Below are 13,238 nucleotides of genomic sequence, written 5' to 3' on the forward strand. Positions count from 1 at the left end.
ACGATTAAGAAGAGGCGAAAGTTACGGCTTCGTCAGGTGATGAAAAAAGTCAGCGCAACCCGGATGGCAGAAGTTGGGCCAGACGGCGCACCGCGCGGTGCTGCAGGGCCTTGATCGCGCCCTCGTTGCGCTGCATCACCTTGGCCGTCTCCGCCACCGACAGCCCCTGCAGGAACCGCAGCACGATGCACTCGCGCTGGTCCTCGCCCAGCTCGGCGACGCAGCGCAGCAGCTCGGTGCGCGTGGCGCCCGCGATGGCCTGCTGTTCCGGGCCGGCCTGGGCCGCGGGGCCGACGCTCGCGCCCGCCGCCGCGCCCGGCTCGGTCACCTCGCCGGTCACCACCTCGAGCCGGAACCGGCTGGACTTCACGTGGTCGAGGATCAGGTTGCGGGCGATCGTGACGAACCAGGCGCCGACGTCACGGCCCTGGTAGCTGACCGAGGTGATCCGCCGCAGCGCGCGCAGGAAGGTCTCGCTGGTGACGTCCTCGGCCAGGTCGCGGTCGCCGAGGCGGAACAGCGCGTAGCGGTAGACGACGTCGACGTACCGGTCGTAGAGGCTGCCGAACGCGGACGAGTCGCCCTCCTGGGCGGCGCGGACCAGCTCCCAGGCCTCGGCCTTGGCCACCTCGGCAGGGTCCGGCCCGGCGGCCGGGCGGGTCAGCGGGACCGCGGGCGGGCGGCCGAACACCCGTTCGGTGAACATCACGGCGGGCCCGCGCGGGGCGGTGGTCGGCAACGTCATCGGGCGGCACCTCCGGCGGTCCCGGCGGCCCGTGGCGAACCGGCCGGGCGAGCTCGACCCCCGAACCCCGAGCGAGCAGGGGCGTGCCGCCTCGCGTGTGCCACGACCTCGTGGACCAGCAAGTTCGTCACGACGACTCCCTCTCTCGCGTCACCCGGCAGTGATCAACGCCACCCGGCGACGCAGAGCAGCATACGTGTAGTTACCGCGAAGTAGGTAGAGGTCCCGGGTGACTGGAGGTGCGACGATCGCGCCGGGTCCCCATTACGGGTGACAAGATGACAAAAGAGCAACGGCACGAGAGGGGTCACGGGTGACCAACCAGAGCGGGGTCGCGCAGCTGCTCACACTGGCCGCTGAGCGCTGGGCCGGCGAGACCGCCGTCGTCGAGACGGGGACTGGCGCCACGTTCACCTGGCAGCAGCTCGACGAGACGGCGCACGCGCAGGCCCGGCGGCTGGTCGAGGCCGGGGTCGAGCCGGGCGACCGGGTCGCGGTGCGGCTGCCGACGTCGGCGGATTTCGCGGTGGCCCTCTACGCGGTGCTGCGGGCGGGCGCGATCGTCGTGCCGGTCTCGCCGCAGGCGCCCGAGCCGGAGCTGCGGCAATTGCTGGAGCACTGCGGCGCGCGGTTCGTCGTCCAGCGTGACGCCGAGGCCGATCTGCCCGACGGAGTGACCGGTCTCACGCCGCACGGCGACGCTCCGGGCGACCCGGTCGGCCGCGAGCGCGCGGGGGAGGACCTCGCCGTCGTCTCCTACACCTCGGGGACCACCGGGCCGCCGCGCGGCGTGATGCTTTCGCACCGCGCGCTGCTGGCCAACCTGGAGCAGCTCGCGCAGGTCGAGGGCGTGCTCGGACACGGCGACCGGGTGCTGGTGACCATCCCGCTCTTCCACGTTTACGGCCTCGGCCCCGGCCTGCTGCAGGCGACCTCCGTCGGCGCCACGCTGGTGCTGTCCGAGCGCTTCGAGCCGCAGCGGACGCTGGACGACTGCGCCGCGCACCGCGTGACGACCATCGCCGGCGTGCCCACGATGTACACCGAATTCGCCGCGCTCGGCCCGGACGAGCTCAAGCGCGGGCTCGCCACCGTGCGGCAGATGACGTCCGGCGCCGCGCCGCTGCACCCGCGGGTGCTGACCGCGATCCGCGAGGCGACCGAGCTCGACGTCTACGAGGGTTACGGCCTCACCGAGTGCGCGCCGGTGGTCACCTCGACGCTGGTCACGGGCTACCCGAAGCCCGGCTCGGTCGGCCGCCCGCTGCCCGGCGTCGAGCTGCGGCTGGTCGACAGCGACGGCACGGCCGCCGACATCCCGCTCGACCCGGACGACGCCGCCGACGTGTTCGAGGTGACCGGCGAGACCGGGCTGGTCTCGGTCCGCGGCGCGAACCTGTTCTCCGGCTACTGGCCCGACGGCCACCATGGCCCGGACGAGGAGGGCTGGTTCCGCACCGGCGACGTCGGCTACCTCGACTCCGACGGCGACCTGCACCTGGTCGACCGCGCCAACGACCTGATCATCGTCAACGGCTTCAACGTCTTCCCGCACGAGGTCGAGGAGGTCGTCTCGCTGCTACCCGAGGTGGCGGAGGTCGCCGTGGTCGGCGTCGTCGACGAGCGCAGCGGCGAAGCGGTGAAGGCCGTGGTGGTGCCGGAGTCGGGGGCGTCGCTGTCCGAGCAGCAGGTGGTGGACCAGTGCGTGGCGCACCTGGCCGGGTACAAGGTGCCGCACTCGGTGGAATTCGCCGAGACGCTGCCGCATTCGGCCACCGGGAAGCTGCGGCGGCTCAAGCTCCGCTGAGTCGTGCCCGGTCGCCGTCCGCCGGTGCCCCAACGCCGTCAAGGCCTCCTTACCCGCGTGGCAAGCGGGTAAGGAGGCCTTGACGGACTTCCCGGTCCTAGACTCGGGTTGTGCACCAGGTGACCGTGATGACCCGCGCCGGCTGCCACCTGTGCGAGGTGGCGGAGGCGGACGTCGAGCGCATCTGCGGCGAGCTGGGCGTGGCGTGGGAGACCGCGGACGTCGACAGCGACCCGGAGTGGCGCGCCGAGTACGGCGACCAGGTGCCGGTGATCCTGGTCGACGGCGCCGAGCACGGCTATTGGCGCGTCGAGGAGGAGCGGTTGCGCAAGGTGCTGGCTTGAGCGCAACCAGGGCTCGTGAGTGGCTATGACGGTTAGAACCGGCATGAACACTCACGAGGTAACCAAGCCGTAAGAGTTCGGGGCCACATGGACACCGCGACCCTGCCGAAGATGGTGGAGTGAGCGCGTTGAAGGAAATCCCGGTCCAGGTGAAGCCACCCGAGCCTCGGCGGCTGTCGCTGCCGGTGGCCACGTTGATCGGATTGGCCGCCCTCGTCACGGCGTTGGGCGTCGGGCATCTGATCGCCGCCTTCGTCGGCTACAACGCCTCGCCGTTCGTGGCGGTCGCGGACTTCGTCATCGCGCACAGCCCGCATCCCGTGGTGGTGTGGGCGGAGCAGACGCTGGGGACGGCGGACAAGACCGTCCTGAAGATCGGCCTGGCCGTGGTGCTGGTGCTGTTCGCGGTGCTCGCGGGCCAGCTGTCACGGCGCAAGCCGCTGGCCGGGCAGGTGCTCGTCGGGCTGCTCGGCATCGCCGGGGTCGCCGCGGTCTACGAGCGCACGGACGTCGGGCAGCTCGCCCTGCTGGCCCCGGTCGTCGCGCTGGTGGCTTCGCTGCTGGTGTTCGGCTGGCTGCACCGGTACGCGCTGCCGCCGGCGTTCGACGAGTCGCGCGCGCCGCAAGGGCCGACGCGCCGGCAGGTGCTGGTTCGCGGCGCCGGGGTCGCTGCGGGCGCGGGGGTCGCCGCCATCGCCGGGCAGGCCATCTCGAGTTCGGGCGACGCCGAGGCTTCACGAGCCGCTGTCGGCCCCCTGATCCCTTCGCGCAAGGCCCCGCCGCTGCCGGCGGACGCGGACTTCCAGAAGCTCGGCTCACCGCCGTTCATCACGCCGAACGCGGACTTCTACCGGATCGACACGGCGTTCGTGGTGCCGCAGGTGCGCACCGAGGACTGGAGCCTGAAGATCCACGGGCTGGTCGACCGCGAGGTCACGTTCTCCTACGCCGACATCCGCTCGCGCCCGCTGGTGGAGCGCGAGGTCACCCTGACCTGCGTGTCCAACGAGGTGGGCGGGAACCTGATCTCGACGGCCAAGTTCATCGGCGTCGACCTGGTCGACCTGCTCGACCAGGCGGGCGTGCGCCAGAGCGCGGAGCAGATGTACGCGACCAGCGTGGACGGCTTCACCTGCAGCACCCCGGCGAACGTCGCCCTCGACCCGAAGCGCGGCGCCATGCTGGCCATCGGCATGAACGGCGAGCCGCTGCCGGTCGAGCACGGTTTCCCGGCTCGCGTGGTCATCCCCGGCCTGTACGGCTACGTCTCCGCCACGAAATGGGTCACCGACCTGGAGTTCGCGAAGTGGGACGCGCGCCAGTCGTACTGGCTGGAGCGCGGCTGGGCCGAGCAGGCGCCGATCAAGACGGAGTCACGGATCGACTCGCCCAGCGGCTTCGCCTCGGTGACCGCGGGAAAGGTCCGGGTCGCGGGCACGGCGTGGGCGCAGCACGTCGGCATCGCCAAGGTCGAAGTACGCGTGGACCAGGGCCCGTGGCAGCAGGCGATCCTGTCCGCCGAGGTGAACAAGGACACCTGGCGGATGTGGTGGGCCGAGGTGGAAGTGCCCTCGGGCACGCACTCGGTGACCGTCCGCGCCACGGACCAGTCGGGTTACACGCAGACCGACCAGATCGCCGACCCGGTGCCGAACGGCGCGTCCGGCTGGCACTCGGTCTCGCTCAACGCCCACTGACTCCGGCCAGCAGCGGCACCAGCTGCTCGAGGTCGGCCAGGGCCGGGTCGATGCGCTGCGGGTCGAACCGGCCGCTGTCCCAGGTCTCGAGGATCCCGTCGCGCACCCGGACCTGACGGCCGTGGCGGACCAGCCACTGCTGCATCGCGGGGCTGACCGGCCCGCGGGTGACCCACTGCTGGTCGAAGCCCTCGTCGCCGGTGCCGGCGCGCTTGAACCCGGCGTCCCGGACGAACTGGCCGATCGGGCCGCGCGGCTCGGCGTAGACGTCGAGGGCGGGGAACGGCAGCCGGATGCCGGTCACCTGCATGAACTTCCGCCGCGCCTGGCTGCTCGAGCGCCGGTGGACCCAGCTGTACTCGAACGACTGCACGTGCAGGTTCCCCCGCTGTCCCTCGATCGAGTGCCAGGTCCTCGGGCGGGTCTGGACCATGTGGAACGGCTCCCCGTGGCAGTGGCCCAGCCACTCCAGGTCCCGCTCGGTGTAGACCCACCCGCGCTGGGTCGCGAACGCCTCGAACGACGCCTTGTTCCGCTGGTAGCGGCGCACGTACCAGAACGCGTAACCGCCGATGAGCAGCGGTGCGAGCACGTACCAGATCCAGTGGGTGGCCATGGGGCGCGAATACCTCCGGGAAGTGGGCAGGGCCCGGACGATCTTGCCTGGCCCGGCGCCGCCGATCGGCCGGGACCTGCGCTGTGTCACCTGATCGGACGCCCTGGGCATTCCCGGCATCCGCGGCACCGACCGCTCGACGCGGGGAATGTGCCCCTCGTCATGTCGGTGACCAGTGACTTTGTGCGTGCGTTCACAAGTGGACTACCGTAGGGACATCGCCCCCGCGTGGCCCGGACATCGAACCGGACGTGAGCCGTGGGGTCAAGAGTTTGTTCGTACGGGCCGCAGGCCGGTGCCCGGAGAGATGTGCAGAGCAGCCGACGAGGAGTGGCCAGCGTGGTGACAGAGCGGGGACGGCACGGCGATGCCGAGCCGGCAGCCACCCCGCCCCGCCGGGCCCCCCGGCGCAGTGCGCGCGGCGACGCCGCCGGAGCCGCGGACGAAGCCGGTGCGTCTGCCGGGAACGGAAACGGGCGCGCTGCCGCCGAAGGATCCACTGGCGCACACGCAAAAACCAGCTCTCGTGCCGCTGCCGGGAACGGCGGCGGTGCTGTCGGGAACGGCACCGGCCGTGCCGCAGCCGGGACCGGTGGCCGTGCCGCCGCCGGGAACGGCGCCGACGCCAATGGCAACGGCCGTCCCGCCGCCGAAGGCGCTCGCCGCACCGGCGCCCGCCGTACCGCGGCCCGTAACGGGTCCGCCCGCAACGGCCGTGCCCCCGACGCCGACAACGCCCCGACCGCCGAGATGCCCGCCGTGCCCGCCGAGGGCGAGGACACCGTGGTCCGCGCGAAGTCGATCCCCGAAGCTGCCGTCGCACGGCTCGCGGTCTACCTGCGGGTGCTGTCCGGGATGGCGGAGCAGGGGCTGACCACCGTCTCCAGCGAGGAGCTGTCCGCGGCCGCCGGGGTCAACTCGGCGAAGCTGCGCAAAGACCTGTCCTACCTGGGCTCCTACGGCACCCGAGGCGTCGGCTACGAGGTGCAGGTGCTGGTCAGTCAGATCGAGCGCATCCTCGGGCTGACCCGGCAGCACAAGGTCGCCGTGGTCGGTATCGGTAACTTGGGCCACGCATTGGCCAACTACGGCGGTTTCCCCGGCCGGGGCTTCCCGGTCGAGGCGCTGTTCGACCTCGACCCGGACCTGATCGGGGTGCCCGTAGGGGGCCTGCCGGTCTCGCACCTCGAGGACATCCCGCGGGTCTGCGCCGAGCGCCAGATCTCGATCGGGATCATCGCCACCCCGCCGACCGCCGCGCAGTCGGTGTGCGACCGGCTGGTCGCGGGCGGGGTGCAGTGCATTCTCAACTTCGCGCCGGTGGTGCTCCAGGTGCCCTCGTACATCGAGGTCCGCAAGGTCGACCTCGCGGTGGAGTTGCAGATCCTCTCGTTCCACGTGGCTCGCCGGGCCGACATCGCCGAGGCCGCACTGGAAAACCAGGGAAAACCCGGGTTACCGGGCACCGGGCTGCCGGTCGACAATGGCAACGGCAACGGACACAAAGGCGCCGGGACTGACGGCGGTCGCGGAATGGTGGTGCGCTGATGAGCGTGTTGGCGGTCGGGCTTTCCCATCGCAGCGCGGAGCTGAGCACACTCGAGCGGGCCGCGGTGCCCGCCGGCGAGCTGGTGAAGCTGCTGCACGACCTGCAGCAGGCCGAGCACGTCAGCGAAGCGATGCTGGTGTCCACGTGCAACCGCATCGAGGTCTACGCGGTGGTCGAGACCTTCCACGGCGGCGTCAACGACGTCTCCGACGTGCTCGCCCGCCAGGCCGGCATGGAGCCGGCGGAGCTGTACGACAGCCTGTACGTGCACTACGCGGGCGCGGCCGTCGAGCACCTGTTCTCCGTCACCTCGGGCCTGGACTCGATGGTGGTCGGCGAGACGCAGATCCTCGGCCAGGTCCGCGCGGCGTACGCCACCGCGCGTGAGGCCGGCACCGTCGGCCGCACGCTGCACGAGCTGATCCAGACCACGCTGCGCGTCGGCAAGCGCGTGCACTCCGAGACCGGGCTGGACAAGCTGGGCGCGTCGGTCGTGTCCGAGGCGCTGGCCGCCGCGGGCGAGCTGGCGGGGAAGCACGCGCTGATCGTGGGCGCGGGCTCGATGGGCGCGCTCACCGCTTCGCACCTGCGCAAGGCGGGCATCGGCCGGATCACCGTGGCCAACCGCACCGAGGCGAACGCCATCCGGCTGGCCGAGAAGGTCACCGAGCAGGGTGTGCCCGCCCAGTCCGTGCCGCTGTCCGGTGTCGCCGCCGCGGTCGCCGAAGCCGACGTCGTCGTGTGCTGCACCGGCGCGCAGAACGCCGTTTTCGCCCCCGAGCACGTGCCCGCCCGCGCGGGCCGCCCGCTGGTCGTGTGCGACCTGGGCCTGCCCAAGGACGTCGACCCCGAGGTCGCCCACCTGGCCGGGGTCGCCGTCGTCGACCTGGAGACGATCCAGCGCCGCATGCGCGAGGCCGGCGCGCCGACCACCGAACGCCAGAAGGCCAAGGCCGACGGCATCGTGCTGGACGAGGTGCGTGACTACCTGGCCGGCCAGCGCCGCGCCGAGGTCACCCCCACGGTCACCGCGCTGCGCCGCCGCGCTGCCGACGTGGTGGACGCGGAGCTGCTCCGCCTGGACAACCGGCTGCCGGAGCTCGACAGCCAGGTTCGCGAAGAGGTCGGCCGCACGGTGCGCCGTGTGGTCGACAAGCTGCTGCACGCACCGACCGTGCGGGTCAAGCAGCTGGCCGCCGAGACGGCCGATACCGACTACGCCAACGCGCTGCGTGAGCTGTTCTGTCTCGACCCGCAGGCCCCCGCGGCCATGGCGAGTCCGACCGCGCCGCCAGAGAACGAGAAGAAGTAGTACGTGAGCAGAGTCATTCGCATCGGCACGCGGGGCAGCAAGCTCGCCCTCGCGCAGACCGGGACCATGGCCGACGCGCTGCGCGCGACCGGCGTCGAGGTCGAGATCGTCCCCATCAAGACCCCGGGGGACCTGTCCGACAAGCCGATCCCGCAGGTCGGCGTCGGCGTGTTCACCTCCTCGCTGCGGGAAGCCTTGCAGCGCAAGGAAATCGACCTGATCGTGCACTCCTTGAAGGACCTGCCGACGACGCCGGAGCCCGGTCTCGTGGTCGCCGCCATCCCGCTGCGCGCCGACCCGCGCGACGCGTTGATCGCGCGTGACGGCCTCACTTTGGGTGAGCTGCCGCCGGGCGCCACGGTGGGCACGGGCTCGCTGCGGCGCACCGCTCAGCTGCGCGCGCTCGGCCTCGGTTTGGAAATCGTGCCGATCCGAGGCAATATCGACACCCGCATGCGCAAGGTGACCGACGGAGTGCTCGACGCCGTGGTGCTCGCGCGTGCCGGACTGGCCCGGATCGGCCGGGACGGGGAGATCACCGAGACCCTCGACCCGATCCAGATGCTGCCCGCCCCCGCGCAGGGGGCGCTGGCGCTGGAGTGCCGGGCCGCCGACGTGGACGTCGAGCACCTGCTCGCGTCCACTTTGGACGACGAGGGCACGCGGGCCGCGGTGACGGCCGAACGGGCCATGATGGCCGCGCTCGAGGCGGGGTGCAGCTCGCCGGTCGGCGCGCTCGCCGAGATCGTCGAGGACTTCGACGCCGAGGGCGCGGTCGTGGAACGCATCTCGCTGCGCGGCACCGCGGCCGCCGAGGGCGAGAACGGTGCGGTCGACATGGTGCGGGCCATCGCACTCGCCGACCGCAGCGAAGCCGAGCAGCTGGGCCGGACACTGGCCGCCGAGCTGCTCGACCTGGGAGCCGGCGCCCTGTCCGGCCCCGCCCAGTGACCCCCGCGTCACCGACCCGAACGACCAGCACCACACACCTGCGGCCAACGACGCACCCGGCTGCCTAAGAGGAGAATTTGCAGAGATGACCCCCGCTCGCAAGACCACAGGGCGTGTCGCCTTCGTGGGCTCGGGCCCCGGTGACGCCGGACTGCTCACCGTCCGCGCCCAGGAGCTGCTCGCCAAGGCCGAGGTCGTGGTGACCGACCCGGACGTGCCGGCCGGCGTGCTCGCGTTCGCCGCGCCCGGCGCCGAGGTACGGCCCGCCGTCGGCGAGCCCGCCGACGTCGCCAAGGACCTGACCGCCGAGGCCAAGGCCGGCCGGCTCGCGCTGCGCCTGGTCGCCGGCGACCCGCTGACCAGCGCCGCCGTGGTGGCCGAGGTGCAGGCCGTGGCCCGCACGTCCGCCGTGTTCGACGTCGTGCCCGGTGTCTCGCCCGGTGCCGCAGTCCCCGCGTACGCCGGGGTGGCGCTCGGTGGCACGCACACCGAGGTCGACGTCCGCGGCGAGGTCGACTGGGGCGCGCTCGCCGTCGTCCCCGGCCCGCTCGTGCTGCACGCGACCTCGCAGCACCTCGCCGAGGCCGCCAGCCGGCTGACCGAGAAGGGGCTGTCCCCCAGCACCCCGGTCGCCGTCACCGCGAACGGCACCATCAACACCCAGCGCACGCTCGACACCACGCTGAGCTCGCTCGCGAACGACGCCGGCGAGCTGGTCGGCCCGCTGATCGTGACCGTCGGCCAGGCCGCCGGGCAGCGCTCGAAGCTGTCCTGGTGGGAGTCGCGCGCGCTGTACGGCTGGAAGGTGCTGGTGCCGCGCACCAAGGAGCAGGCCGGCGAGATGGCCGAGCGCCTGCGCGGCCACGGCGCGACCTCGCACGAGGTGCCCACCATCTCCGTCGAGCCGCCGCGCAGCCCGGCGCAGATGGAGCGCTCGGTGAAGGGCCTGGTCGACGGCCGTTACCAGTGGATCGTGTTCACCTCCACCAACGCGGTGCGCGCGGTGTGGGAGAAGTTCGAGGAGTTCGGCCTCGACGCGCGGGCCTTCTCGGGCGTGAAGATCGCCTGCGTCGGCCAGTCGACGGCGGAGAAGGTGCGCTCGTTCGGCATCATCCCCGAGCTGGTGCCCGAGGGCGAGCAGTCCTCGGAGGGCCTGCTGGCCGAGTTCCCGCCGTACGACGACGTGCTCGACCCGGTCGACCGCGTGCTGCTGCCGCGCGCCGACATCGCCACCGAGACCCTTTCGGCCGGCCTGCGCGACCGCGGCTGGGAGATCGACGACGTGACGGCGTACCGGACCGTCCGCGCCGCCCCGCCGCCCGCCGAGACCCGCGAGATGATCAAGACCGGCGGTTTCGACGCGGTCTGCTTCACCTCGTCCTCGACCGTGCGGAACCTGGTCGGCATCGCCGGCAAGCCGCACACCCGCACGCTGGTCGCGTGCATCGGCCCGAAGACCGCGGAAACCGCCGTGGAGTTCGGGCTGCGGGTCGACGTCCAGCCGGAGAAGGCCGACGTCCCGCACCTGGTCGACGCACTGGCCGAGCACGCCGCCCGGCTCCGCGCGGAGGGCGCCCTGCCGCCGCCGCGCAAGGCGAAGCGCGCTCGTCGCAGCTGACGCGTCTTGTGTCGAAGGCCCTTTCCCGCTGGGGGAAGGGCCTTCGGCGCGTTCAGGCCGGGTTGTCCAGCGTCCCGGTGACCTGGGGTCGACGTCCTTGTCGCACAACGGTTGCGCGTCCTGGCCGGGATCGGCGCCGGGTTTGCCGACGGCCGGCGCAGGGCAGAAGAAAAGCGCGTCCAGCTGCCGGAGTACCGTGGACGGGGTGTTCCCCGAGCATCGACCCCGCAGGCTCCGTACCACGCCGGCCATGCGCAGGCTGGTCGGTGAAACGACGCTTCGCCCGCGTCAGCTGATCCTCCCCATGTTCGTCGCCGAGGGGCTCGACGCGCCGCGGCCGATTTCGAGCATGCCCGGCGTGGTGCAGCACACGCGGGACACCCTGCGGAAGGCGGCGGTCGACGCCGTCAACGCGGGGGTCGGCGGGCTCATGCTGTTCGGCATCCCCAAGGTGCGTGACTCCGAGGGCTCGGGCGCGATCGACGAGAACGGCATCCTCAACGTCGCCCTGCGCGATCTGCGCAGCGAACTCGGCGACTCCACCGTGCTCATGGCCGACACCTGCCTAGACGAGTTCACCGACCACGGTCACTGCGGCGTGCTCGACGCGGACGGCGCGGTGGACAACGACGCGACCCTGCGCTTGTACGCCGAGATGGCCGTCGCGCAGGTGGAAGCGGGCGCGCACGTGCTCGGGCCCAGCGGGATGATGGACGGCCAGGTCGGCGTCATCCGCCGCGCGCTCGACGAGGTGGGCCACACCGACGCCACGATCCTGGCGTACGCGGCGAAGTTCGCGAGCGCGTTCTACGGCCCGTTCCGCGAGGCCGTCGACTCCCAGCTCAAGGGCGACCGCAAGACCTACCAGCAGGACCCCGGCAACGTCCGCGAGGCGCTGCGCGAGATCGAGCTGGACCTCGCCGAGGGCGCGGACATGGTCATGGTCAAGCCCGCTCTGTCCTATTTGGACGTCATCAAGGCGGCGGCCGACATCTCGCCGGTTCCCGTTGCGGCGTACAACATCTCAGGCGAGTACGCGATGGTCGAGGCGGCCGCGGCGAACGGCTGGCTGGACCGCGAGCGGACCGTGCTCGAGGTGCTCACGTCCATCCGCCGTGCCGGGGCGGACCTGATCCTCACCTACTGGGCCGCCGAGGCCGCGGCCTGGCTCGACTGAGCACTCCGCCGCGTTGCACTGGCACCACTGAGACCAGGCGGCTGACCTGGGCCGCAGGCTGGGCTAGAGTCCTCGGGTGGCCGAGAAGGACGAGAACACCGCCAGCTCCGAAGCGACCCCCGGACTGACCTCCGACCGGGTTCCCGCGCCCGAACCGGCCAAACCCGGTGACGGACCCGAGCCAGGCGCGGCGGCCGAGTCCGCCGCCGCCGACTCCACCTCCGGCAACGGGGCCAGCGCCGCCGAGCCAGGCGCCGCAGCCGAAGCGCCCGCGGACAAGCCCGGCGCTGCTGCAGAGTCCGGCTCCGGCAACGAGGCCAGTGCCGCCGCCGGGTCCGGCAAGACGGCGGGGTCCGGCAATGGAGCCAGTGCCGCGGCCGAGTCCGGCAAGGCAGCGGGGTCCTGGAAGTGGGCCAAGCCCGGCGCCGTGCCCAAGCAGACCGAGACCCCCGGCCAGTTCTCCGATCGCCTCCGGGCCCAGGGCCGCTCGCCTGATCCGGTGCTGCCGGGCCAGTCCGCGCCCGTGGTGAACCCGCCCACGCCGGTCAAGGTTTCGTTCTGGCTGTGGATCGCGGCCGGGGTGGTGGTCATCATCGGCCAGGCCTACACCCTGCTGATCAAGGACCAGCTGATCACCGAGCTGGTCAAGCAGAACCAGCAGGGCACCGGCCAGAAAGTGGCGCCGGACCAGATCGCGTCGGGCACCAACACGCTGGTGTGGCTGCTGCTGATCGGCGCGGTGGTGTTCGCGGTGCTGCTGGGGCTGTTCGCGTGGAAGGCGCGGGAGGGCACGCGTTCGGCGCGCTCGGTGCTGACCGGGCTGGCCATCGTCTGCGTGCTGTTCCAGATCGTCATCTTCTACAACTTCTTCACGCTCATCGCGGCGTTTGTACTGCTGATCGCGCTGGTGCTGATGTACCTGCCGAGCGTGGCGAGCTACTTCCCGAAGGTCGGCAAGAAGCTCCCGTGACCAGGACGCTGTACTCCGAGGCCGGCGTCGGCTGGCTGGCGCTGGTCTGGGGGCCGCTGTTCGCGCTCCTGGGCGCGCTGGCGGAGCTGGCCACGGGCGGCCCGGTGCACACCGTCGCGTGGATCATGATCGCGATCGGCCTGTGCGCGCTGACCTTGCCGTGGGTGTACGCGCGGCGGCGGTTCCTCTCGCTCGAGGTGACCACGCGGGGACTGCGGCAGGGTCGGGAACAACTGGAGGCGGTCCGCATCGCCGCGGTGACCGACGTCGGCACCCCCGTCGGCGCGCGGGTGCTGGGCGGCGGCTGGACGGTGCCGCGCAAGTACGACGAGCTGCCCGTGAAACTCGACGACGGCACGGTGGTGCTGGCCTGGGCCCGTGACGTCGAGGCGCTGCAGGCCGCGCTGTCCGAGCTCGCCGAGGCCAACCAACCGAAGAAGGACTCGTGAGTG

The 13,238-nt window shown here is 72.0% G+C and carries 12 protein-coding genes; 10 read left to right on the forward strand and 2 right to left on the reverse strand.

Going from position 1 to position 13,238, the window contains the following annotated elements; all coding sequences use genetic code 11:
• Positions 1-49: 49 nt before the first annotated feature.
• The gene (locus tag OG371_RS18230; protein WP_329070769.1) at positions 50-745 is read right to left on the reverse strand and encodes a sigma-70 family RNA polymerase sigma factor; all 696 of its coding nucleotides are present in this window, start codon (positions 743-745) and stop codon (positions 50-52) included.
• A gap of 313 nt (positions 746-1,058) precedes the next feature.
• On the opposite strand from OG371_RS18230, the gene OG371_RS18235 reads away from it, so the two are divergent.
• The 3 genes from OG371_RS18235 to OG371_RS18245 all read left to right on the forward strand — a co-directional run bounded on the left by OG371_RS18235 (position 1,059) and on the right by OG371_RS18245 (position 4,593).
• Positions 1,059-2,552, forward strand: a complete 1,494-nt coding sequence (locus tag OG371_RS18235; protein ID WP_329070771.1) for an AMP-binding protein — start codon at positions 1,059-1,061, stop codon at positions 2,550-2,552.
• Between the two features lie 128 nt (positions 2,553-2,680).
• Positions 2,681-2,896, forward strand: a complete 216-nt coding sequence (locus OG371_RS18240) for a glutaredoxin family protein (protein ID WP_329073149.1) — start codon at positions 2,681-2,683, stop codon at positions 2,894-2,896.
• Between the two features lie 119 nt (positions 2,897-3,015).
• Positions 3,016-4,593 carry a molybdopterin-dependent oxidoreductase gene (locus OG371_RS18245; protein ID WP_329070773.1) on the forward strand — a complete coding sequence of 526 codons (1,578 nt, stop codon included), beginning with the start codon at positions 3,016-3,018 and terminating at the stop codon, positions 4,591-4,593.
• Here OG371_RS18245 and OG371_RS18250 read toward each other — a convergent pair.
• Positions 4,580-5,209, reverse strand: a complete 630-nt coding sequence (locus tag OG371_RS18250) for a hypothetical protein (protein ID WP_329070774.1) — start codon at positions 5,207-5,209, stop codon at positions 4,580-4,582. The genes OG371_RS18245 and OG371_RS18250 overlap by 14 nt on opposite strands.
• A 750-nt stretch (positions 5,210-5,959) precedes the next feature.
• Here OG371_RS18250 and OG371_RS18255 point away from each other — a divergent pair.
• The 7 genes from OG371_RS18255 to OG371_RS18285 all read left to right on the forward strand — a co-directional run bounded on the left by OG371_RS18255 (position 5,960) and on the right by OG371_RS18285 (position 13,235).
• Positions 5,960-6,757, forward strand: a complete 798-nt coding sequence (locus OG371_RS18255) for a redox-sensing transcriptional repressor Rex (RefSeq protein ID WP_329073151.1) — start codon at positions 5,960-5,962, stop codon at positions 6,755-6,757.
• Positions 6,757-8,070, forward strand: a complete 1,314-nt coding sequence (locus OG371_RS18260; RefSeq protein WP_329070776.1) for a glutamyl-tRNA reductase — start codon at positions 6,757-6,759, stop codon at positions 8,068-8,070. Before OG371_RS18255 ends, OG371_RS18260 begins: the two co-directional genes overlap by 1 nt.
• A gap of 3 nt (positions 8,071-8,073) precedes the next feature.
• Entirely contained in the window at positions 8,074-9,021 is a 948-nt protein-coding gene (hemC, locus tag OG371_RS18265) for a hydroxymethylbilane synthase (protein ID WP_329070779.1), read from the forward strand.
• Between the two features lie 85 nt (positions 9,022-9,106).
• Positions 9,107-10,639, forward strand: a complete 1,533-nt coding sequence (locus OG371_RS18270; RefSeq protein WP_329070781.1) for a bifunctional uroporphyrinogen-III C-methyltransferase/uroporphyrinogen-III synthase — start codon at positions 9,107-9,109, stop codon at positions 10,637-10,639.
• Positions 10,640-10,844: 205 nt separating this feature from the next.
• Entirely contained in the window at positions 10,845-11,816 is a 972-nt protein-coding gene (hemB, locus tag OG371_RS18275) for a porphobilinogen synthase (protein ID WP_329070783.1), read from the forward strand.
• Positions 11,817-11,892: 76 nt separating this feature from the next.
• Positions 11,893-12,786 carry a hypothetical protein gene (locus OG371_RS18280; RefSeq protein WP_329070785.1) on the forward strand — a complete coding sequence of 298 codons (894 nt, stop codon included), beginning with the start codon at positions 11,893-11,895 and terminating at the stop codon, positions 12,784-12,786.
• The gene (locus tag OG371_RS18285) at positions 12,783-13,235 is read left to right on the forward strand and encodes a hypothetical protein (RefSeq protein WP_329070787.1); all 453 of its coding nucleotides are present in this window, start codon (positions 12,783-12,785) and stop codon (positions 13,233-13,235) included. The genes OG371_RS18280 and OG371_RS18285 overlap by 4 nt, the downstream gene beginning before the upstream one ends.
• Positions 13,236-13,238: the final 3 nt, after the last annotated feature.

Origin of the sequence: Amycolatopsis sp. NBC_01480 (genome assembly GCF_036227205.1) — a bacterium.
GTDB lineage: Bacteria > Actinomycetota > Actinomycetes > Mycobacteriales > Pseudonocardiaceae > Amycolatopsis.

Coding starts and splice junctions, on each gene's coding strand:
- OG371_RS18230 (WP_329070769.1), bottom strand. CDS start 745: ATGACGTTGCCGACCACCGCCCCGCGCGGGCCCGCCGTGATGTTCACC.
- OG371_RS18250 (WP_329070774.1), bottom strand. CDS start 5,209: ATGGCCACCCACTGGATCTGGTACGTGCTCGCACCGCTGCTCATCGGC.
- OG371_RS18260 (WP_329070776.1), top strand. CDS start 6,757: ATGAGCGTGTTGGCGGTCGGGCTTTCCCATCGCAGCGCGGAGCTGAGC.
- OG371_RS18240 (WP_329073149.1), top strand. CDS start 2,681: ATGACCCGCGCCGGCTGCCACCTGTGCGAGGTGGCGGAGGCGGACGTC.
- OG371_RS18270 (WP_329070781.1), top strand. CDS start 9,107: ATGACCCCCGCTCGCAAGACCACAGGGCGTGTCGCCTTCGTGGGCTCG.
- OG371_RS18255 (WP_329073151.1), top strand. CDS start 5,960: ATGCCCGCCGTGCCCGCCGAGGGCGAGGACACCGTGGTCCGCGCGAAG.